Origin of the sequence: Citrobacter sp. RHB25-C09, assembly GCF_013836145.1 — a bacterium.
Lineage (GTDB): Bacteria > Pseudomonadota > Gammaproteobacteria > Enterobacterales > Enterobacteriaceae > Citrobacter_A.
Window position 1 is genome coordinate 2,951,850 of record NZ_CP057483.1, and the last position, 22,078, is coordinate 2,973,927.

The 22,078-nt window shown below is 55.0% G+C and carries 20 protein-coding genes; 6 read left to right on the forward strand and 14 right to left on the reverse strand.

Annotated features, from left to right (window positions below):
- The first annotated feature begins 133 nt into the window (after positions 1-133).
- From glpA to HVY19_RS13880, 4 genes are all read left to right on the forward strand, one after another.
- Positions 134-1,762: an anaerobic glycerol-3-phosphate dehydrogenase subunit A gene (glpA, locus tag HVY19_RS13865; RefSeq protein WP_181681146.1), complete on the forward strand. Its 1,629-nt coding sequence runs from the start codon at positions 134-136 to the stop codon at positions 1,760-1,762.
- Positions 1,752-3,011, forward strand: a complete 1,260-nt coding sequence (gene glpB, locus HVY19_RS13870; protein WP_181684286.1) for a glycerol-3-phosphate dehydrogenase subunit GlpB — start codon at positions 1,752-1,754, stop codon at positions 3,009-3,011. The genes glpA and glpB overlap by 11 nt, the downstream gene beginning before the upstream one ends.
- Complete coding sequence (glpC, locus tag HVY19_RS13875; protein WP_181681147.1) at positions 3,008-4,198, forward strand: anaerobic glycerol-3-phosphate dehydrogenase subunit GlpC; 1,191 nt, start codon at positions 3,008-3,010, stop codon at positions 4,196-4,198. The genes glpB and glpC overlap by 4 nt, the downstream gene beginning before the upstream one ends.
- 234 nt (positions 4,199-4,432) lie before the next feature.
- Positions 4,433-5,137 (forward strand): Rpn family recombination-promoting nuclease/putative transposase, encoded by a 705-nt coding sequence (locus HVY19_RS13880; protein WP_181681148.1) that lies wholly within the window; start codon positions 4,433-4,435, stop codon positions 5,135-5,137.
- 43 nt (positions 5,138-5,180) lie between these two features.
- Here HVY19_RS13880 and yfaU read toward each other — a convergent pair whose 3' ends face one another.
- The 6 genes from yfaU to HVY19_RS13910 form a co-directional block, all read right to left on the reverse strand.
- Positions 5,181-5,984: a 2-keto-3-deoxy-L-rhamnonate aldolase gene (gene yfaU, locus HVY19_RS13885; RefSeq protein WP_181681149.1), complete on the reverse strand. Its 804-nt coding sequence runs from the start codon at positions 5,982-5,984 to the stop codon at positions 5,181-5,183.
- A gap of 25 nt (positions 5,985-6,009) precedes the next feature.
- Positions 6,010-7,299 carry an MFS transporter gene (locus HVY19_RS13890; RefSeq protein WP_181681150.1) on the reverse strand — a complete coding sequence of 430 codons (1,290 nt, stop codon included), beginning with the start codon at positions 7,297-7,299 and terminating at the stop codon, positions 6,010-6,012.
- 56 nt (positions 7,300-7,355) lie between these two features.
- A complete protein-coding gene (gene rhmD, locus HVY19_RS13895; protein WP_181681151.1) occupies positions 7,356-8,561 on the reverse strand; it encodes an L-rhamnonate dehydratase in 1,206 nt (401 codons plus the stop codon).
- Between the two features lie 14 nt (positions 8,562-8,575).
- Positions 8,576-9,358, reverse strand: coding sequence for an IclR family transcriptional regulator (locus HVY19_RS13900; protein ID WP_181681152.1), 783 nt, complete (start codon positions 9,356-9,358; stop codon positions 8,576-8,578).
- Positions 9,359-9,584: 226 nt separating this feature from the next.
- On the reverse strand, positions 9,585-10,781 hold the full coding sequence (locus tag HVY19_RS13905; RefSeq protein WP_181684287.1) for a nicotinamide mononucleotide deamidase-related protein YfaY: 1,197 nt from the start codon (positions 10,779-10,781) through the stop codon (positions 9,585-9,587).
- 113 nt (positions 10,782-10,894) lie between these two features.
- Positions 10,895-11,437 carry a YfaZ family outer membrane protein gene (locus HVY19_RS13910; RefSeq protein WP_181681153.1) on the reverse strand — a complete coding sequence of 181 codons (543 nt, stop codon included), beginning with the start codon at positions 11,435-11,437 and terminating at the stop codon, positions 10,895-10,897.
- Positions 11,438-11,739: 302 nt separating this feature from the next.
- Here HVY19_RS13910 and nudI point away from each other — a divergent pair, with 302 nt between their 5' ends.
- Entirely contained in the window at positions 11,740-12,165 is a 426-nt protein-coding gene (nudI, locus tag HVY19_RS13915; RefSeq protein WP_181681154.1) for a nucleoside triphosphatase NudI, read from the forward strand.
- 53 nt (positions 12,166-12,218) lie between these two features.
- Here the strand turns inward: nudI and HVY19_RS13920 are convergent, their stop codons facing one another.
- A complete protein-coding gene (locus HVY19_RS13920) occupies positions 12,219-12,824 on the reverse strand; it encodes a histidine phosphatase family protein (protein WP_181681155.1) in 606 nt (201 codons plus the stop codon).
- 232 nt (positions 12,825-13,056) lie between these two features.
- On the opposite strand from HVY19_RS13920, the gene HVY19_RS13925 reads away from it, so the two are divergent.
- The gene (locus HVY19_RS13925; protein ID WP_181684288.1) at positions 13,057-14,505 is read left to right on the forward strand and encodes a phospholipid carrier-dependent glycosyltransferase; all 1,449 of its coding nucleotides are present in this window, start codon (positions 13,057-13,059) and stop codon (positions 14,503-14,505) included.
- Here HVY19_RS13925 and menE read toward each other — a convergent pair.
- From menE to elaB, 7 genes are all read right to left on the reverse strand, one after another.
- Positions 14,502-15,866, reverse strand: a complete 1,365-nt coding sequence (gene menE, locus HVY19_RS13930) for an o-succinylbenzoate--CoA ligase (RefSeq protein ID WP_181681156.1) — start codon at positions 15,864-15,866, stop codon at positions 14,502-14,504. The two genes, HVY19_RS13925 and menE, sit on opposite strands and share 4 nt — an antisense overlap.
- Positions 15,863-16,825 (reverse strand): o-succinylbenzoate synthase, encoded by a 963-nt coding sequence (gene menC, locus HVY19_RS13935; RefSeq protein ID WP_181681157.1) that lies wholly within the window; start codon positions 16,823-16,825, stop codon positions 15,863-15,865. Before menC ends, menE begins: the two co-directional genes overlap by 4 nt.
- On the reverse strand, positions 16,825-17,682 hold the full coding sequence (gene menB / locus HVY19_RS13940; RefSeq protein WP_181681158.1) for a 1,4-dihydroxy-2-naphthoyl-CoA synthase: 858 nt from the start codon (positions 17,680-17,682) through the stop codon (positions 16,825-16,827). The genes menC and menB overlap by 1 nt, the downstream gene beginning before the upstream one ends.
- A 15-nt stretch (positions 17,683-17,697) precedes the next feature.
- Positions 17,698-18,456 (reverse strand): 2-succinyl-6-hydroxy-2,4-cyclohexadiene-1-carboxylate synthase, encoded by a 759-nt coding sequence (gene menH, locus HVY19_RS13945; protein ID WP_181681159.1) that lies wholly within the window; start codon positions 18,454-18,456, stop codon positions 17,698-17,700.
- Positions 18,453-20,123, reverse strand: coding sequence for a 2-succinyl-5-enolpyruvyl-6-hydroxy-3-cyclohexene-1-carboxylic-acid synthase (gene menD, locus HVY19_RS13950; RefSeq protein ID WP_181681160.1), 1,671 nt, complete (start codon positions 20,121-20,123; stop codon positions 18,453-18,455). Before menD ends, menH begins: the two co-directional genes overlap by 4 nt.
- Before the next feature lie 229 nt (positions 20,124-20,352).
- Positions 20,353-21,654 (reverse strand): isochorismate synthase MenF, encoded by a 1,302-nt coding sequence (gene menF, locus HVY19_RS13955; protein ID WP_181681161.1) that lies wholly within the window; start codon positions 21,652-21,654, stop codon positions 20,353-20,355.
- Between the two features lie 97 nt (positions 21,655-21,751).
- Positions 21,752-22,057, reverse strand: coding sequence for a stress response protein ElaB (elaB, locus tag HVY19_RS13960; protein WP_181681162.1), 306 nt, complete (start codon positions 22,055-22,057; stop codon positions 21,752-21,754).
- Between the last annotated feature and the right edge of the window lie 21 nt (positions 22,058-22,078).

Consider the following 22,078-nt stretch of genomic DNA (forward strand, 5'->3'; position numbering starts at 1 on the left):
ACAGATGACAAATGTTCAAAAAGGCGCACGGAATCACGTTTCATTTTCGTATCGTGAGCGAATATGCGCGAAATCAAACAAACCATACTTTTTCTATGGCTAAATGATAAAAAACGAACTGTGAGGGAAAACAATGAAAACTCGCGACTCGCAAACAAGTGACGTGATTATCATTGGTGGAGGCGCCACTGGCGCAGGGATCGCCCGCGACTGCGCGCTGCGCGGTCTGCGCGTCATTTTAGTTGAACGCCATGACATAGCCACGGGTGCGACTGGTCGCAACCACGGCCTGCTACACAGCGGCGCGCGCTATGCGGTAACCGACGCCGAATCCGCCCGTGAATGCATCAGTGAAAACCAAATTCTGAAACGCATCGCCCGCCACTGCGTAGAGCCGACGGACGGTCTGTTTATTACCCTGCCTGAGGATGAGCTTTCCTTTCAGGCGACCTTTATACGCGCCTGTGAAGAGGCGGGAATTCGCGCAGAGGCGATTGACCCTCAGCAGGCGCGCATTATCGAACCTTCTGTTAACCCGCAGTTGATAGGCGCAGTGAAAGTTCCGGACGGCACCGTTGACCCGTTCCGCCTGACGGCCGCAAACATGCTCGATGCCAAAGAGCATGGGGCGATTATCCTGACCGCCCATGAAGTCACCGGACTGGTGCGCGAAGGCGCAACCGTCAGTGGCGTCCATGTGCGTAATCACCTTAATGGCGAAACCCAAACGCTGCTGGCACCTGTGGTGGTCAATGCTGCGGGAATCTGGGGGCAGCGTATTGCTGAATATGCGGATTTAAGCATCCGCATGTTCCCGGCAAAAGGGTCGTTGCTGATTATGGATCACCGGATAAACCAGCACGTCATCAACCGCTGCCGCAAACCGTCTGACGCGGATATTCTGGTACCTGGCGACACGATTTCGCTGATCGGTACCACCTCAACCCATATTGATTACAATGATATCGACAGCAATCGCGTAACCGCCGATGAAGTCGATATTTTGCTGCGCGAAGGCGAGAAGCTGGCACCGATTATGGCGAAAACGCGCATTCTGCGCGCATACTCCGGCGTACGTCCATTAGTCGCCAGCGACGACGATCCCAGTGGCCGCAACGTCAGCCGCGGTATTGTGCTGTTCGACCATGCCAAACGTGATGGACTGGACGGTTTTATCACCATTACCGGCGGCAAGCTGATGACCTATCGCCTGATGGCGGAATGGGCGACGGACGCGGTCTGTCGCAAACTCGGCAACACCCGCCCGTGCACTACCGCCGATACCCCGCTGCCGGGTTCACAGGAACCCACAGAAAGCACGCTGAAGCGCGTTATCTCCCTGCCCGCACCGCTACGAGGCTCAGCCGTTTATCGTCATGGCGACCGCACGCCGGTTTGGCTTAGCGAAGGCCGCCAGCATCGCAGTCTGGTATGTGAATGCGAGGCTGTCACGGCAGGTGAAGTGCAGTACGCAGTGGAAAACCTCAACGTCAACAGCCTGCTTGACCTGCGCCGTCGTACCCGCGTAGGGATGGGGACCTGTCAGGGCGAACTTTGTGCCTGTCGCGCCGCCGGATTGCTGCAGCGCTTTAACATTACGACCTCCGCGCAGTCCATTACTCAGCTTTCTGATTTTCTTAATGAGCGCTGGAAAGGCGTTCAGCCTATCGCCTGGGGCGACGCGCTGCGCGAAAGCGAATTCACCCGCTGGGTGTACCAGGGACTTTGCGGTCTGGAGAAGGAACAGCATGATGAGATTTGATACGGTCATTATGGGCGGCGGGCTTGCCGGACTGCTGTGTGGCCTTCAGTTGCAAAAGAGCGGCTTACGCTGCGCGATTGTCACCCGTGGCCAGAGTGCACTGCACTTTTCCTCCGGTTCTCTGGATCTTCTCAGCACGCTGCCGGATGGGCAGACCGTGACGGACATCCAGGCAGGGCTTGATGCACTGCGCGCACAGGCGCCTGCTCATCCGTATACCACCCTCGGCGCGCAACATGTTCTGGCGCTAGCCCAGGAAGCGCAGGCGCTGATGGCGACATGTAGCGCACACCTGCAAGGGGACGTTCTGCAGGGGCATTTGCGGGTTACGCCGTTAGGAACACTGCGGTCTACCTGGCTCAGCTCCCCGGAAGTTCCCGTCTGGCCGCTGGCGGCAAAACGCATCTGCGTAGTCGGTATCAGCGGCTTGCTGGACTTCCAGGCTCACCTTGCCGCAGCGTCACTGCGTCAGCAAGACCTCGAGGTGGATATCGCTGAAATCGACCTGCCTGAGCTGGACGTACTGCGCGACAACGTCACAGAGTTTCGGGCAGTGAACATTGCGCGTTTTCTCGATAACGAAGATAAATGGTCGCTGCTGTATGACGCTCTTTTACCGATAGCAAAGAACTGTGAAATAATGATTATGCCCGCCTGCTTTGGGCTGGCGGATGACAGCCTCTGGCGCTGGCTCAACGAACGTCTTCCCTGCAGTCTCTCCTTGCTGCCGACACTCCCGCCATCGGTGCTGGGGATTCGTCTGCATAACCAACTTCAGCGCCAGTTTGTTCGTCAGGGCGGCACCTGGATGCCGGGTGACGAGGTAAAAAAAGTCACCTGTAAGAACGGCGTGGTCAGCGAAATCTGGACGCGCAATCATGCTGATATTCCTTTACGCCCACGCTTTGCGGTCCTCGCCAGCGGCAGTTTCTTTAGCAGCGGTCTGGTTGCAGAACGGGAAGGCATTCGCGAGCCGATTCTGGGGCTGGATGTCCATCAAACGGAAACGCGCGCCGAATGGTATCACCGTGATTTCTTTGCCGCGCAACCCTGGCAACAGTTTGGCGTGACCACTGACGATGCTCTGCGCCCGTCGCTGGCAGGGCAGACCGTTGATAACCTGTATGCCATCGGATCGGTGCTCGGCGGGTTCGACCCCATAGCCCAGGGGTGCGGTGGCGGGGTCAGTGCGGTAACGGCATTACATGCCGCCCATCACATTGCAGCACGTGCAGGAGGTGAGCAATGAGCAATACGAATTTTGAAAGCTGCATCAAATGCACGGTGTGCACCACCGCATGTCCGGTCAGCCGCGTTAACCCCGGCTATCCGGGTCCCAAACAGGCCGGACCGGACGGCGAACGTCTGCGGCTGAAAGATGGCGCTTTGTACGATGAAGCGCTGAAATATTGCATTAACTGCAAGCGTTGCGAAGTCGCCTGCCCGTCTGACGTAAAAATCGGCGATATCATTCAGCGAGCACGTGCAAAATACGACACCACGCGCCCGTCGCTGCGTAATTTCATTTTGAGCCATACCGATCTGATGGGCAGCGTCTCCACGCCGTTCGCGCCCGTTGTGAATACGGCGACATCGCTGAAACCTGTGCGTCAGTTGCTTGATTACGCATTAAAGATCGACCATCGCCGTTCGCTACCAAAATATTCATTCGGGACTTTCCGCCGCTGGTATCGCAGCGTGGCGGCGCAGCAGTCGCAGTACAAGGATCAGGTAGCCTTTTTCCACGGCTGTTTTGTCAATTACAACCATCCGCAGCTTGGTAAAGATTTGATTAAGGTTCTGAACGCGATGGGTACCGGCGTTCAATTATTAACGAAAGAGAAGTGCTGCGGCGTGCCGCTGATTGCCAACGGGTTTACCGACAAAGCGCGTAAGCAGGCGTTAATCAACGTGGATTCCCTGCGTGACGCGATTGGCAGAAAAGGCATTCCGGTGATCGCCACTTCGTCAACCTGTACCTTTGCGTTGCGTGACGAATATCCTGAGGTGCTGGACGTCGACAATACGGGGCTACGGGAACACATCGAACTGGCAACCCGCTGGCTGTGGCGAAAACTCGACGAAGGGAAAACCCTGCCGCTTAAAACGCTGCCCTTGAAGGTGGTGTATCACACACCGTGCCATATGGAGAAAATGGGTTGGACGCTCTACACCCTGGAGCTGTTACGGCGGATACCCGGTGTGGAACTCACGGTACTGGACTCACAGTGCTGTGGAATTGCCGGAACCTATGGTTTCAAGAAAGAGAACTACCCGACCTCACAATCCATTGGCGCACCGCTGTTTAAACAGATTGAAGAAAGCGGTGCCGATATTGTGGTTACCGACTGCGAAACCTGCAAATGGCAAATTGAGATGTCCACCAGCAAGCGCTGCGAACATCCGATCACCTTGTTGGCGCAGGCCTTAGGTTAGCCGTATTGCCCGGTGATGCTACGCTTTCCGGGCCTCCCAACAATATCGAAACAGAAGCCGGATGTGCGCAACGCCATCCGGCTTTTTTGCGTATCGCCCTCCAGGAAATTGAACGCATTGCAGTTGCTCGTATTTATCTCTCATACCTCTTCGCAAAGACAATATTTGCTGGATGCCCCCTGCGCCAGGAATGCGTAACGTCACGCCATCGTTTGAACCAGGTGACGGACAACCATGACGAAATCAACCACATCCGCGCCGCATGACGCGGTTTTCAAAAAGATTATGTCTTACCCAGAGATGGCGCGGGACTTTCTCGCTATTCATCTTCCCGACACGCTACGACAAATGTGTGACCTGTCCACGCTCAGGCTGGATGAATTTGACGATCCACACCTGGCTCGTCAGTTGTATACGGAAGCCTTTCCGCTGGTCGACATCACCGTCGTTCCGGACGACGAAATCATGCAGCATCGCCGTATCGCCTTGCTGGAACTGATGCAAAAACATATCCGCGATCGAGACTTAATGGGGCTGGTTGACCGTCTGGTCGCGCTTTTAGTTACCGGTATCGCTAATGACAGCCAGTTGCAAACGCTGTTTAATTATCTTGTGCAGTACGGTGATGCTTCCCGCTTCAGTGATTTTATTCGTGAGGTCGCCGAACGTTCCCCCTATCACAAGGAGAGATTGATGACCATTGCTGAACGACTCAGAGAAGAAGGCCACAATAATGGATTGCAGAAAGGTTTGCAGAAAGGTTTACAGGAAGGGTTGCAACAAGGGCGACAGGAAGGAATGCAGCAAGGTGTGCAAAAGGGCACGCGTGAAGAAGCGTTGCGTATTGCGCGCATGATGCTGGAGAAAGGGATCGAACGCGATATGGTGCTTACCATCACCGGCATGTCTGTTGACGAGGTCATGGCAAGCCACCATTAAACCGAATACAGGCCGGATGTGCGCAGCGCCATCCGGCATTTTCTCAGTAGCTGCTTTTTACCGTTTTTCCGGACGAGGCAGGCTTAAACATCGCCAGCCTGTTATCCAGCGCTTCGGTATAAAGCATAGTATCGACACCCACAGCAACGAAATTTGCGCCCCATTGCAGGCATTTCTGCGCCATAGCCGGGTCGACGGCAAGAAATCCAGCCGCTTTTCCCGCTGCGCGAATGCGCCGTATGCTCGCTTCGATAGTTCGCTGCACTTCAGGATGACCGGCGTTGTCAGGATAACCCAACGATGCTGAGAGATCCGCTGGTCCTATAAACACGCCGTCTATTCCTTCAACGTCAAGGATCGCGTCCAGATTATCCAGCGCCGTTTTGCTTTCTACTTGCACCAGCAGGCAGAGCGACTCGTTAGCCTGCGCCATGTAGTTGTCAATGCGTCCCCAGCGTGCTGCCCGAGCGACGCTTGCCCCCACGCCGCGCTCGCCAAACGGCGGATAACGGGTAGCGGAGACAATTTGCCGCGCCTGCTCTGCGGTATCGACCATTGGAATCAACAGCGTTTGCGCGCCGATATCCAGCACCTGCTTTATCAGCGCCTTACTGCCCTCAACCGGACGAATCACCGGCTGGCTGGCATAAGGAGCGATAGCCTGTAGCTGGTGATAGAGATCCTGTACGGTATTTGGCGCATGCTCACCATCTATCAACAACCAGTCATAGCCCGACGTTGCGGCAATTTCTGCCATGTAAGAGGTCGTTGAGCTCAACCACAGCCCAATCTGGACTTCCCCCTTCCGTAATCCTTCCTTGAAAGGGTTTGCTAACAATGCGTTCATAATATTCCTTACAACGTGGACAAGATCATTGATGTGCAGTACCCGGCTGCGTCGCGGTGCGGTTTACGCTCAGCGTAAAAATGATTAACGAGCCGATAATCGCGACGCCTGCCAGCGCCAGCAACCCCGCCGCATCGCTGGCGAACATCGTTTCCGCTTTGACGCGCAGGATTGGCGCAATAAACCCGCCCACCGCACCAAACAGGTTAACAAACCCGATCCCTGCCGCCAGCGCAGTCCCCGACAGCAGTTGCGTCGGCATGGTCCAGAACACGGGCTGTACGGCAATAAAGCCTACCGCCGCCACGCAGAGCGCCAGAATGGCAAAGACCGGAGAAACCAGGCCAGACAAACCGATGCCAACGCCCGCAGCCAGCAGCGTCAGGGCGGCGACGTTACGTCGGTCGCCGGTACGGTCGGAATAGCGAGGAATAAGCCAGGTTCCAAACAGTGCTGCGACCCACGGAATGGCGGTCACAACCGACGCCGTAAAGCCCACTTTGGTCCCCAGCAGCGCGGCTACCTGAGTCGGCAGGAAGAAGATCAGTCCGTAAACAGCGACCTGAATCGTCAGGTAGATAATCGCCAGTTGCCAAACGCGGCCGTTACGCAGGGCATCAGAAAGTTTAGAGGTCACCTTCTTCTCTTCTTCGCTCGCCAGTTGGCTAATCAGCGCCGCTTTTTCTTCAGTGCTAAGGAAACGCGCCTGCTGCGGCGTATCATCGAGCCAGAAGAAGGTGAACACCCCCGCCCCTACCGCCAGTAAACCTTCGATAACGAACATCCAGAACCAACCGGGATGCCCCATAAAACCGTGCATTTCTAGCAGCGCGCCAGAAAGCGGCGAACCAAGCGTCAGCGCGAGCGGTGCCCCCATATAGAACAGTCCCATAATGCTGGCGCGGTTGCGCTGCGGGAACCACTGCGACGTGAGATAGATCATCCCAGGGAAGAAACCGGCTTCGGCTGCCCCGAGCAGAGTACGGATGATCAGGAATTTCGCCTCAGTATCCGCCCAGGCCATCGCCGCGGAGAGGAAGCCCCATAGCAGCGTGGTGGTACCGATCCAGGTACGGGCACCGAGTTTACGCATCAACAGGTTAGCGGGTACGCCGAGAAAGGCGTAAACCACGAAGAAAATCCCCGCCCCCAGCGCATAGGCTTCGTTACTCAGTCCGGTATCAATCTGATACGTCTCTTTGGCAAAACCAATGTTCGAGCGGTCCAGAAAAGCCAGCACGTACAACGCCAGCATGAACGGGATTAAACGCGCGCGGTTTTTCTTCACCACGCCGTCAAGAAAAGTGGTACTCATAGCAAGATCCTCAAAGAGATGAGGGCGTTGCCGCATCACCGGCAACGCACAGGTCATTAGTGGCTATAAGGGCGTTTCAGATTACAGTCGCGGTTAAGCTCCACGCCGAAGCCGGGTTTATCCAGTACTGATTTATGGATACGTCCATTCACAGGCACCGGCTCATCAAGCAGAATCGGGTCAAACTGCGGACGCATGGTTGAACAGTCCGGGCTGGTCATCAGGAATTCGCTAAACGGCGTGTTAGTGAAAGTAATCACCGCATGGTGTGAGTAAACCGACGAGCCGTGCGGAACCACCAGCTGTCCACGCGATTTGGCGATTGCCGCAATTTCGACCAGTGTTGTTAGACCGCCACACCAGCCAACGTCCGGTTGCATAATATCGATACCGGTTTCAGCCAGCGTGCGGAAGGATTGCAGCGTGCCGTGATGCTCACCGCTGGTGACCATCATTCCGGCTGGGGCGTTACGCTTCAGTTCGCGATAGCCTTCGTACTGCTGTGGCGGCAGGCACTCTTCAATCCACTTCAGATTCGACGGCGCACAGGCATGGGCCAGTTTCGTCGCATAGTTGACGTCCTGGCTCATCCAGCAGTCGAGCATCAGCCAGAAGTCAGGTCCGCACTTCTCGCGCATCTCTGCGACCATCGCCGCATCTTTACGGATCCCGGCGTCACCATCGTGTGGCCCCCAGTGGGTCGGCATTTTGCCGCCAATAAAGCCCATCTCTTTCGCCAGATCCGGACGCGCACCGGTGGCATAAAACTGAATTTCGTCACGGACTGCGCCGCCCAGCAGTTTGTAGACCGGCAGACCGACCACCTTGCCGAACAGATCCCAAAGGGCCAAATCCACGCAGGAGATAGTATTCATGACCAGCCCGCCGGAGCCGGAGTAGTACATCGTCGCTCCCAGCATCTGATCGTGAATAAGTTTGATGTCGCTGACGCATTTGCCTTCAATAAAGCGATTGAGATGCTTTTCAACGATAAAGCAGCCCATCTCGCCGGCCGTAGAGACGGCAAACCCCGTTTGACCGTTTTCCGCCTCCACCTCTACAATCAGCGTGCCCAGCACGTTGATGCCAAACGACTGGCGCGACTGTTCGTATTGATGGTATTTGCTCATTGGGGTGGCGATGTGATCGTCAATCCAGTGGTTAGCCCCCTGGTCATGATAATCACCGCCGCCCGCGCCTTTTTCAGCGGTAGCGCCGCCGGTGAACCACGCGCGGACCTGTTTAATTTTGGGTAGGGTCATAATGTTCTCCATTGTTATGAGGCAAGTGAGTCGAAGGGGCTTTTCCATCCCAGCAAACGCGAGATATCTTTCGCGCAGGCAATTGCCTTACCGGCCAGATAGTCACGGTTCTCTTCGTTGATTTGTAAGCGGGTACCGACCACCGAAATGGCGGCGGCGGGTTCGTTGTTAGCGTTAAATACGGGAGCAGCAACACAGCGCACATCCGGGTAATCTTCCCCATTATCAAAACTCCATCCACGCTGGCGGATGCGTTCAAGCTCATCGCTTAACTGCTGAGGTTCGGTGATTGTTGTCGCTGTCGCACGCTCCCAGACCAGTTGTTCGATAATGGTTTTGCGCACGGCGGCGGGTTGCCATGCCAGCAGACATTTCCCGATGCCGGAACGATACAGCGAGAGGCTTTTCCCTTCGTGCGAACGCACGCTGATGGTCGAAGGCGATTCCACTTTCAGGATGTAATACGCGCTTTCGTGATCGATGATCCCGAGATGGCAGAGCAACCCGGTTTCATCCATCAACTGGGTGAGACGAGGACGTGCCAGTTCACGCAGATCCATTTTGCTGAGCGCATGACCGGAAAGCTCTACCAGCTTGGTCCACAGGCAGAAATTTTCATGGTGATCGACGCTGATAAACCGCTGACGCTTAAGTTCATTAAGCAGCAGATAAGCGGTACTTTTCGGAATACCCAGCGTTTCAACGATGGTAGCGGCGCTGCAGGGGCCAATTCGCGCGATCAGATTAAGAATATCGATCGCCCGGGTCAGCGCCGGGACTTTGCTTGATTCCAACATACTGGACTCCAGTCTGAGATACTGGAATCAGTGTGATCGGTCTGGACCGGGAAATTTGTGAAGCACGTCAAATCGCGCCGCTGTTCCAACGGAATGGAGAAATTACTCATAGAAATGTGAGGTTCAACACGGATTTTTTCGCAAGGAGTACAACAGGTTGGACAATTTGACGATCGAAGGCCCGGTTCGAAGGCCCGATAAGCATAACGCCATCGGGCTTCCGGAGTTACATCGTTAACGAGTCAACCACTTCAATCCAGCCATGCTCCGTCGCAATATCCTGACCATTAAGCCAGCGGCGCAGCATGTTCAGGGCCATCATAGCGCAAACTTCCTGACGCACTGGCAGGCTGTGGCGCGTTACGCTGAAATGAACCCGCAGGGCAAAGGTTCCGTCGGGCGTCGCCAGCGCAAAATTCAGGTGGTCATTTTCCAGCCCGGAAACGGCCAGTGCCAGACCGGCATAATGTTTACTTCGCCGCTCTGCTGTCCAGTGAGCGGTTTGCGCGAGTGTCTCTTCCTGCGAAGGCACCACTTCACTGGCCAGTAGCGGGGCCTCAGCGCGGGAAAGCTGTAATGCGATAAGCCCTCCCGTGTACTGTTCGCTGAGCGTCAAACTCAGTTGGCGCTTTTGCAACTCACGGGTAATCTGATGCGGCAAACCTTCGGTCCCTTCAAAAATCACGCTCTGTCCGGCAACCTGTTTAACCTCCTGCCACAAGGTTTGCATCGCATCGCGCTGGGCGTAAGGTCCGGTCAGTTTCAGCTCAATAATCGGCATGGAGGAGCGGTAGCCGATGGTCACACCCTCTGGCAGTTGCAGCGTGTCCAGGCTTTGCGCCAGATCGCTTTCCGAACGTCCGAAGGTCGTTAAGCGCAGGCACAGCGGCGGTGCCTCGAGCGCGAAACGCTCCCGCAGGCGCGGCAGGATCTCATGCTCAACCATCACTTTAAATTCAGAAGGAACGCCCGGGGTAAAGAACATCAGGCAGCGGTTCAGTTGTACGGCAAAGCCGCAGGCGGTACCGACAGGATTATTAATAAATTCAGCGCTGGCAGGGAGTTCGGCCTGCTTACGGTTGCTTGGGGCCATCACCCGACCGCGCTCACAGAAAAAACGTTCCATCTCGGCAAGCCAGGGTTCATGCAGAACCAGCCCTTCCCCTTTTGCCGTCGCAGCGGCAAGCGCGCTTAAATCATCGCTGGTCGGCCCCAGACCGCCGTTGACGATAAGCACGTCGGCATGCAGGCTTCGCTCACGTAATATGGCAACCAGATCGTCCAGGTTATCGCCTACTGTATTACGGCGTGTTAAGGGTAGCCCCTGGTTAAAGAAAAAATCGGCCAGCCAGGCAGCGTTGGTGTCGACGATTTGCCCGTGCAACACCTCATCCCCGGTGGATAACATCTCCACGTTTAACATCATGTTCTCCTGCTTTTATGATGAAAACACTATAACGCATAGGGGGAAATCGCGTGGAAGGAAAAAATCCGGAAGGATGTAAAATGGCGCGACGGGAAATCGCGCCGGTGTGATTAGAAGCTGGCGTTGACCCCGACGTAGGGACCATCTGCAACGACGTTATCCGGGGCACCGTCTTTACCGGCAAGATTCAGATAACGGTAACCCGCTTCAATGCTCAGAGGCCTGAGAATAGTCAGACGCGCCCCCGCATTGGCCTCTTCATAGCTATCGATACCGCTGGACAGTGAGTCCGGAGAGTAGTAGTACTCGCCAAACAGACGGAACCTGTCACCCATCGGCCACTGTAATCCGCCACCGACTGCCGCCGCGTAACCTTCATCGCTGTCGTTCGGATGGGTATATAACCCCTTTCCGCCTACCGTTGCCATCAATGGTCCAAGTGGAATGTTCAAGCCAAGGCCCAGACCTGCCGCATCGCCGTCGTCATCGTTGTGCATCCAGTTGCCGCTCAGTGCAAGACCGGACGTTTCCGTACCAAAGCCAACGCCGATATTGGTGTAATCCTCCCCCGCCTGGCCGCTGATGCTCATCGCATTGACCGATGCGGAGACCAACAGCATACCCGCCATTCCTAAAATTTTACTTTTCTTCATTTTTACCCTTTCCAGCAAGCAAGTGTACAAAATGCCCCAAAACCGCGGGATTGTACTGCCATAGGCAAAGGAATCAATGAGCTAAAAAAGCGATTATCCTGCAATTTGTAAGAAAATACGTCTATCAGACAGGGCGCGAGGTTCAGCTAAAACCATTTAGCCAATAAGGAATTGCCCAGGATCAATATTTTATTCAGCAATCTTCCCTACATTGAATTCCGAATTTTAAAGGTAATTAATGAATTATCTTATATTGTTGACAGATATTGACCCATTTTACCTCTGCTTCAAGGAACTTAACCGTGCGACAAAGGACTATTGTTTGCCCATTAATAGAAAATGAAGGAAGTTATCTCCTGTGCCAAATGGCCGACGATCGGGGAGTATTCCCGGGTCAATGGGCACTTTCAGGCGGCGGTGTTGAGCCCGGCGAGCTCATTGAGGATGCGCTGCGCCGCGAAATTCGCGAAGAACTTGGTGAAGAGCTGATTCTGACCGAAGTCAAACCCTGGACCTTTAGTGACGACATCCGCACCAAAACCTACCCTGATGGCAGCCAGGAAGAAATTTATATGATTTACCTGATCTTCGACTGCGTTGCCGCCAACCGAGAAGTTCATATTAACGAAGAATTTCAGGCATTTGCATGGGTCAGACCCGACGATTTACCGAAATACGATTTAAATGTTGCTACCCTCAAGACACTAAGCCTGAAGGGCTTACTGTAATTGCTGATGACAGCCGACGCAGGCTGTCATTATTTTTACGCGAATAGCGTTATTTAGGGTGCGACCAGTTGACCATCTAAAAACAGTTTTCCGTGTTCCGCATGCATCACCAGCGCATCCAGATAATCGGGTTCATATTTTACGCCGCGCATATTTTTCGCAAGCCTGGTCAGACAATGATTATGGGTAAAAATAACTACATTGTTATTACCCGATTTATTCACCAATGCATTAATTGAGCGATACGTTTGTTTACCACATTGGTGCATATTTTTATCTACGACAACTTTTTTACCGGTTGAAAACCATGTCGCTGATTGAATTGTCCGTACCGTATCGCTGGCATACAGATCGTAATTTGGAATTTCTTTAGAAAAAGAGAGCCCCCGCGCCCGAACCTGATGCGCACCATAAACCGTAATCCCCGTTTTATCGGATAAACAGACGTTATCAGAACGATCGCAGCGCTGAGCATGACGAATCAATACGATGACAGGGTGCTGTTTTGCCAGCAATGCCAGCGTACGTGTATTAATCCCTGGTAAGCCATTGCTACTCCAGGCAAACTGGCTACCGAATCCGGCGAGCAGGGCCAGTGATGTCACCAGGATAATCAGCAATTTTCGGTATTTAATAAAAAACGGAGATAATACAAGCACGGCACTCTCGATGTGATAACAGAAAAGAGAAACGGGTCGGTACGGTGTTATGTTCAGTGTACGGACGTCGCAGGTGAATAAAAATGCGCCAAAAAATCCGCAAAAGCAAAGAAATTTGCGGCTAAAAAAAACCTTTATCTGTGCCGCAACCTTAAGGTTAAATTAATATTTAAATTGTACTCTTTCGACCAAATGCATTCTGAAATTCGGCTTTTATATTATGTGGCGCAACCTGAAATCTGTACGTCTCTATTTGGCTTTCTTCGCATATATAATTGTCTATTATATTCTCCCAATCAATACTCGCTTGCTCTGGCAGCCCAATGAAACCCGCGATAGCGAAATCATCCGGGAGATGCTGGCTTCGGGACACTGGTTTGCACCTCAGTTTCTCGGCCTGCATGACGGTGGATTCGATCTGCCCTGGCTTTGGTTTAGCAGCATCGGCCAGTGGGTGTTCGGGACGAGCAATTTCGCCGTGCGTGCTGGCGCTATTTTCGCGACACTACTGATGGCCGCTTTGGTTGCTGGCTTTACTGTTCGCCTGTGGCAGGACAAGCGTACTGCGTTGATAGCCACCCTGCTCTTTCTCTCACTTTCCGCTGTTTATAGCATTGGCACCAGTGCACTTCAGGCACCGGTTGATGCCCTTAACATTCTGCTATGTCTGTACTGTCTTTGGCTGGGGAGCGCGTCTGCAAAAAACGGCAATAGCCGTCACGCACTCTGCTGGTTTGGGCTGGCAGGTAGTCTGGCGTTACTGGCATGGAACAGTCTGACCAGTCTGAGCGTTTATCAGAATAACCTCCCTCGTTGGTCAGTATTCCCCCTGCTGTTGGCGGGCAGTCTTCCCTGGCTTGGTCTGTTGCCCGGTGCACTGTTCAGCACCTGGCGTGGTCGAAATCACATCCGGGGTGCGTTGCCTCTGGTATGCCTGGCTGTTATCCCGATTCTGTTGGTTAGCCTGAGTAACAGCACGTTGTTATGCTTGCTCCTCGTCAGCTCCGCGCCGATGGCAATCCTGATGGCACGATATGGTCTGTATACGGCCCCCAATAACCCCTTGCCGTTACGCGTGAACGGCTGGATCAACATCGCTATTGGCATCACGGGTATTATTGCGACCTTCATCGTCTCCTCATGGGGACCGATGCAGACCCCGCTCTGGACGCATGTCGAAACCTACAAAGTCTTTTGTTCATGGGGAATTTTTATCATCTGGCTCTGTTTTGGCGCCTCTACGCTGAATAATAGTGATAAAACGTGGACGTTTTCCGCGCTCTGCCCGTTAGGGCTGGTCTTGCTGCTCGGTTTTTCGGTTCCCGACAGAGTGATGGAATACAGACAGCCACAGTTTTTAGCCGAGATCATGCGCGAGCCGCTCGAGTCGAGTGACTATATTTTATCTGACAGTGTTGGGATCGCCGCCGGGCTGGGCTGGAGTCTGAAACGGGACGACATCTTAATCTATACGCCTCGTAGCGAAATGCCTGTTGCCGGTACTGAAGGACACATCATCAGGAAGCGTGATTTCCCTGTCTGGCTGCGCCAGCATCGGGAAGAAGGCAACATTACGCTGGTTTTGTCTGACGCAGAGAATAAGCCTGCTGACCTGCCGCCTGCAGATAGCACTGAAAACCTGGGACGACTGGTATTATACCAATATCGCCCCACCCATTAACGAGTCACCGAACGAACCCAATCCAGTAGCGCACGACGGGAGATTTTGATTCCGCCACTTTTCAGTTCATCAGGTAAAGACAGCCAGCGTACCGGCTGCTGAAAACGCGCCAGCTTGTCTTTGACCCATTCACTGAGATCGACCTCAGCGATCTGCGGTTCAAATTCCACGACCGCCACCGGACGATGCCCGAATTCTGCGTCCTCTATGGGAACGATAAACGCTTGCAGAATGTGCGGATGGGTAAGAATCACGCGCTCCACCTCTTCAGGCTGAATCCCTTCTCCTCCACTAAAAAAGAGATTATCCAGCCGTCCGATAATGGTTAACTTACCTTCATTTAGCACACCACGATCGCGTGTCGCGAACCAGCCCTCGTCGTTAACCAACGGTAGAAGTTCGCCGTCTCGCCAGTAACCCTGCGCCATGCTGGCGGCTCGCAGCCAGACTTCGTCGTCAACAATTTTGACTTCCCGACCGGGTAAAGGCTCTCCGACATCCGCCAGCCCATCCGCTTCCTTGGCGCAGACGGTGGAAGCAAATTCGGTCAGACCATAGCCGCACCAGCAGCGAATCCCCTGAGCGTCAGCCTGCCCGGTGAGTTCAACCGGAATAGCCGCCCCGCCCAACAGTACGGCTTTCAGCGTTACCGGGGTTTTGTTCACCAGCAGACGCCAGAGTTGCGTTGGCACCAGAGATGCATGGGTACATCCTGCCAGCATCTGTTCCAGCGGCTGCTTTTCCCGCACCGTCATCCGTGCACCGGCAAACAACCAGCGCCACAAAATGCCCTGTCCGGAAACATGAAACAACGGTAAGGAGAGCAGCCAGTCATCATCCTGAGTAAATGGAATCATCGACAGGACGCCTTCGGCGCTCGCAAGATGCGCCTGAATGCTATGAACGGCAGCTTTCGGTAAGCCAGTGGATCCTGAGGTGAGCGTCATTGAGCATAAACGCGCCGGATGCCACGCCGCGCTATGTGCATCACCTTTTTCCTGCATCGAAAGCGGGGTCAGAAAGGCAGGGCAATCACCGTCCTCAAGATCCAGGGCAAAGTCCAGGGTTAAGCCTGGCAGCAATGTGGTGAGTAATGATGACGGAAGCTGCGGGTTAACCGGCAGAACGCGTGCCCCGCACTGTAATAACGCCAGCCATGCCAGCAGCGTTTGCGGGTGATTCCAGGCGCGCAGCATCACGCCGCTGCCCTCAGCGACGCCCTGGGCAGCAAAGCCGCCAGCCAGGGCATCAATACGACAACACAGTGTGCGCCAGCTTAACACCTCCGCGCTGAGGCGTAAGGCAGGGGCATCTCCACGAACCTGCCGCCAGTGACGCCACGGCCAGTCAGTGAAGATCATAGCAGTCGTTCCAGCGCATCTTCGCCAATACACGGTAACGGGCTGTCGGGCCAGCGACGAATCTGCTGTGCCTGCATCAGGCTCAACGTGTCCAGCCCTGGAATGGTCTGCGGCGTCAGCCATGCGGCAATGCGCGCCAACTGCGTTAAACCGAGGCTCGACTCGATCGATGAACTGATCACCGCCGTCAGATTTAACGCATGAGCGGCCTGCACTTGCTCACGCACTTTCTCCAGCGAGCCGGTTAGCGTCGGTTTAATCACCACTGCGCGCACGCCCTCTTCTGCTATGAAGGCAAAATCGGCTTCGCGCAGACTCTCATCCCAGGCGATGGCGATGCCCGTTTCACGGGCAAACGCGCGGGAATCATCGCGGGATTTACACGGTTCTTCGAGGAAAGCGATACGATCGCGATAGTCTGGATTCACATATTTCGCAAACTGTTGCGCTTTCAGCGGCGTCCAGGCCCGGTTTGCATCCAGACGCAAATGCAGTTCCGGTATCGCCTCCAGCAGCAGGTTAACCACCATGCCGTCACGCACTGCTTCGTAAAGCCCAACTTTAACCTTCGCGACTTTTTCGCCGGGCATGTCTGCAAGTTGCAATACCAGCTCGTCCGGATCGCCCGTACACAATGGTGCGGCGCGGTAATCCGCAGCCTCTGGCAACGTTCCGGCCAACTCCGCTAATGCACAGCTTGCGCCAAAAGCGACCGACGGCATTTCCGGCAGAGCATCCTGCCCTTGCAGCCAGCCGTTAACCCAGGAAAGCAGCGCGGTCTGTGCCTCCTCCCAGGATTCCGCGCTGAAGCCCGGCAGTGGGGAGACTTCCCCCCACCCTTCACGCTCGCCGTCGTGCAAACGGACATACAACCCATCGCGGGTTTTTAACCGCCTGTCGCGCAGAATCACTCCCGCGTCCATGGGGATCTGCCAGCGGTATACCTGCGCGTTACGCATTATGGATTCCGTTTAAATTTGCTGAAATCAGGCTGACGTTTCTGGTTGAAGGCGTTGCGGCCTTCCTGACCTTCTTCCGTCATGTAGAACAGCATAGTCGCGTTACCTGCCAGCTCTTGCAGGCCAGCCTGACCGTCGCAGTCAGCGTTGAGCGCCGCTTTCAGGCAACGCAGCGCCATTGGGCTGTTTTGCAGCATTTCGCGACACCAGCGTACTGTCTCTTTTTCGAGGTCAGCCAGCGGAACAACCGTGTTAACCAGCCCCATATCCAGCGCCTGTTGGGCGTCGTATTGACGGCACAGGAACCAGATTTCACGCGCCTTTTTCTGTCCAACGATACGCGCCATGTAAGATGCACCCCAGCCGCCGTCGAAAGAACCTACTTTCGGGCCGGTCTGGCCGAAGACGGCGTTTTCCGCCGCAATCGTCAGGTCGCACATCATGTGCAGCACGTGCCCGCCGCCGATAGAGTAGCCCGCAACCATCGCGACAACCGGCTTCGGACAGGTACGGATCTGGCGCTGGAAGTCGAGGACGTTCAGGTGATGAACACCGGAGTCATCCTGGTAACCGCCGTAGTCACCACGCACTTTCTGGTCGCCGCCAGCACAGAAGGCTTTGTCACCTGCACCGGTCAGGATAATCACGCCGACGTTGTCGTCATAGCGCGCATCCGCCAACGCCTGGATCATCTCTTTGACGGTCAGAGGACGAAAAGCGTTGCGCACCTGCGGACGATTAATCGTAATTTTGGCGATACCGTCGGCGGATTTTTCATAACGAATATCCGTATACCCTTCGGAGCAGTCGTGCCATTCAGCCGGTGCGTAAAGCATTGTTTCATCAGGATAGATCATAGTGTGTCCTTTAAGTCAGAGACGCAGAATCTGAGCCAGACTGTCCACCACGCCAGCGGGATTTTCCCGATGCGCATTGTGTCCGGCGTTACGAATCACATGGCTGCTCGCCGCTAACTCCGCCGCGAAGGCGCGAAATTTGCTGTCACGTTCACCATATAAATAATAAAACGGAAATTCGCGCGCGTTGAGCGCGTCGCGTAAATCAGGCTGTACCGCCAGCGAAGTGGCTTCCAGCATTGCTGCCAGGGTTTCGCCGTTGTTGCGACTGCGCAAAGCGACCAGCGCTTCGCGTTGCTGCGCGTTCAGCGAAGCAAAGACCGGCTGCTGATACCAGTCCCGAAAAACCTCCGGCAACGCTTCCTGACGAAAACGTTGCGCCCAGAGACGATCGGACTGTTGGCGGACGGCGCGCTCGCTTTCGTCTTGCAGCCCAGGATGACCGCCTTCAACAACCAGTCCCATTAGACCCGGCATTCCCTGGCAAGCCGCCATCATCGCGACTCTGCCGCCCAGGGAATACCCCAGCAACCAGAACTTAAGTATGTTGTAACTAAGTAAGGTTTCACGCAGCAAGGCTATCACATCGGTAAAACCGCCAACGCGAATGTCTGCTGATCCGCCGTGGCCGGGGAGGTCGATATAGAGCCGGGAATAATCAGTAAACTGCTCGCCTACGGTCATCCATTCCGTCGCGTCACCAGAAAAACCGTGCAGGAATACCAGCCAGGGCGAGCCTGGCTGAGCCTGTTTTGCCTGCGCGTGCAGGATCATAAATGACTCACCTGCGCCAGAAGCTGTTGCAGGGTTTGTGTGCCGTCAGTGTCGTTCACCACCAGCTCAATGACCGTGGTCGTCGGGGTGCGCCACGCGCCTGCCAGCGCCGCTTCCAGCTCATCCCAGCTTTCTGGTCGATGATACTTCAGGTTGAACATGGCGGCAGCGTGTTCAAAATGGACGTTTTGCGGCATCAGGTAGAAGCGCTCGCGTTCACTCTGCGGCGTGGGTAGCAGCGAGAAAATTTGTCCGCCGTTATTGTTCACCACAATGAGGACGAACGGAGCGGAAACCTGGCGCAATAAGGCCAGTGCGTTCAGGTCGTACAGCGCAGAAAGATCGCCAACAATCGCCAGCGTCGATTTTGCGCTGGCGCGTTGAACGCCAGCGGCGGTTGAAAGCAGCCCATCAATACCGCTGGCGCCGCGATTGCTGTACACCGGGTAGCCTGCCGGGAGCTGAGAGAATGCATCAATCAGACGCACGACCAGGCTGTTGCCCACAAACAGTTGTCCCTGTTCAGGCAGATAATCACGAATGCGATGCGCCAGCTGCGCCTCACCAAATGTGTCACGACGCGCTGCAACCGCCTGCCAGGCCTGCTCAGCCAGCTGCGGGATCGCGACGGCCCAGGGCTGACGTTTCTCTGCCGGGTGCAGTTCCAGCCAGTCGCCAATTTTCGCCACCAGACGGCGACCACGGTGATTCGCCGGGTCCAGTCGTCCTTCGAGATTATCGACAATCCAGTACTCTTCAGGCTCACAGCTGGCCTGCCATTGCAGTAAACGTTTACCTGTCAGGCTGCTGCCAAGCTGCACTACAATCTGCGCCTGTTGCAGTTCGGTCACCGCTTTCGCATTACCCAGCCAGAGATCGGCGCAGGGTAGCGGTTGTCCGGTTTGTGACAGCACATCGCCAATCAGCGGCCAACCCAGCATCTGCGCCCACTGGGCGACTTTTTTGCCCTCTTCCGCGCTCATCCGTCCGGCGACAACAACGCCGCGTTTTTGCCGCCAGAAGAACCAGTCTCGCTGTTTGTCGCTTTCGAGCCGACGCGCTTCGCGCAGCCAGGGTTTATCATCCTGCCACCAGTCACCCAAACGCTGTTGCCACGCCAGACCGGTATCGTCCATGTCGCCATACAGCGGCTCGGCAAAGGGACAGTTGATGTGAACGGCGCCGGCATGCAGGGACGCCAGCGCATTGTCGATGGTCGACACCAGCCAACTGGCAGGAATATCCTGCGTCGGACGCGGAAGTGAAAGTGTTTGGGATGGATGGGAGGCAAACATCCCAACCTGGCGAATGGCCTGGTTCGCACCACAGTCGATCAGTTCAGGAGGGCGATCGGCAGTCAGTAAAATCAATTTTTCACCGGTCAATCCCGCTTCGATCAACGCCGGATAAAGATTAGCGACCGCAGTGCCAGAAGTCACAATCACTGCAACAGGCTGCCGGCTGACCTTTGCCAGACCCAGCGCCAGATGCCCAAGCCCACGCTCATCAAAATGCGTGTGGTGAATAAAAGCAGCGTTCTCCGCCGCCGCAAGAGTGAGCGGGGTGGAACGAGAGCCCGGGGCAATGCAGACATGCCTGACGCCGTGGCGAGTTAATGCTTCCAGTATGACCGCCGCCCAGCGTCGGTTAAATGCGCTTACTGACATGTAATTGTCCGGTATCAATAGTGCGTCTAAGAGCCATCCCAATCGGGTAATTTAGTGGTCAGTTTGTCCGTAGAGAATTAGTGCTCAGATTTTCACGTACTGTGTACGCTCCAGTTCTTCCGCGCTGTCCGTGTCCAAACTGCCTTTAACAATTTTCCCTACCGGGACAAGCTATAAGTATAGAGTTCGGCGAAAAATGGATTATTGATATGAGTCGGAAATATATGACTCACAGCGCGTCCATCTGTAATAAAGTCCGCAACCCGGCGGCTTTGTTGTCAATTTCCTGCCACTCCTGTTCAGGATCTGAACCGCGCACGATGCCCGCGCCGGCATACAGTCGAACGACGTTGCGCGAGATTTTAGCCGAGCGCAGAGAAACACAAAACTCGCTTTGCTGTAGCGACAGATACCCTGCTGAGCCAGCATACCATTCACGCTCGAAGGGTTCGTGCTGTTGAATAAAGGCATGCGCGCGTTCGCGGGGTATTCCGGCCACCGCCGCCGTAGGCTGAAGCTGAACTAAACAGAGCCGGTCATCGGGTTGGTTGAGCGCGGTCCAGATACAGCGTCGCAGATGCTGTACTTTGCGCAACCTCAACACCTGCGGAGGCAGAACATCCAGCGAATGGGTGTGTGACTGCAACCGCTGACAGATATCTTCCACCACCAGCATATTTTCTCGCTGGTTTTTATCATCCTTCATCAGCCAGTCGCCCAGTTGTCTGGCCTGACGATCGTCCGGGTGATTCGCCACCGTTCCGGCCAGCGCTTCGGTGCGTAAAGCGTTGCCACGCCGCCGCCAGAGACGCTCTGGCGACGATCCCAGGAAAGCATCTTCAGCGGAAAACGCCATGAAAAAATGATAACAATTGAGGTTCAGACGACGACTTGAGGCCATGACCGCAGCAGCATTAACACACTGTGAAAACTGCAGATCGCTGGCGCGCGCCAGCACAACCTTGTCGAGGGTTTCCTCGGCGATGGTTTGGGTGGCTCGTTGAATCAGGCTTATCCAGCCGGCTTTTTCCGGCCGGTGCTGTTCGCCCGTCAGGGTCAGATGGAGCGCCGGCAGCGGCTTCATTTCCGCCAGCGATGCGAGAAACGTCCGCGCTCTGTCGGCATCTTCACGCAGAGAACTCTCGCTGAGCAGATGCAGGCGCAGTATCGCCGTACCCGCGCAGCGTCGCCATTCCAGACGGGGCAGAAACAACGCGCCTTTCTGTGGGTCGAACGCGTTCAGCCCCCAGATACGCAGGTCGGTTTGCTGCGGATAGTGTTGAAGAAACTGCTGAGCGCACTCCAGTGAGGGAAATTGTGCTGCCGTACCCAGCACGGCGGCTTCTTCATCACCGTTGCGCTGTTGCCAGTAAAATTGCGGATAGACAGACTGGCTTGCCAGCCAGCTCAGGGCATCAAAGGCGTCATTCAGAGGGAAAGAGACATCAAAAACGCGAATTCCAGGTGCCGTCGGGATCGCCTGCGACAAATGGCGCATCAGACTTTCCAGCGCAGTAGTGAATGAATGCACGCGGACCTCTCCCTGTTAAAAACCTCACATTATACGGGGTACTGCGACAAAAATGCAGTACCCCAGTTTAGGGAGGATGTGAGATCCCGTTTACAAATTAACGCCGCGCCAGCAGTAACCCAAGCACCAGGCCAACTGCGGCACCAGCGCCTATGCCCTGCCACGGTTTTTCATGCACGTAATCATCAGCCCGGTAAACCGCCTTCTTCGCCCGGTAATAGTAACTGTCTGAGGCATGACTCACCCGGTTTTTGACCTCCTCCAGGGCCTTTTCGGCACGCGCCTTGAGCTCAATATACTTTTGATCGGCGGGATCGCCTGAGGAGCGAAGCACCTCTTCCAGCGTTTCACTCAGCAACGTCAGGTCGTCATCAATATGTGAATCACCAAATTGAAAAGCCATTCTCGTTCTCCATTTTAGTAA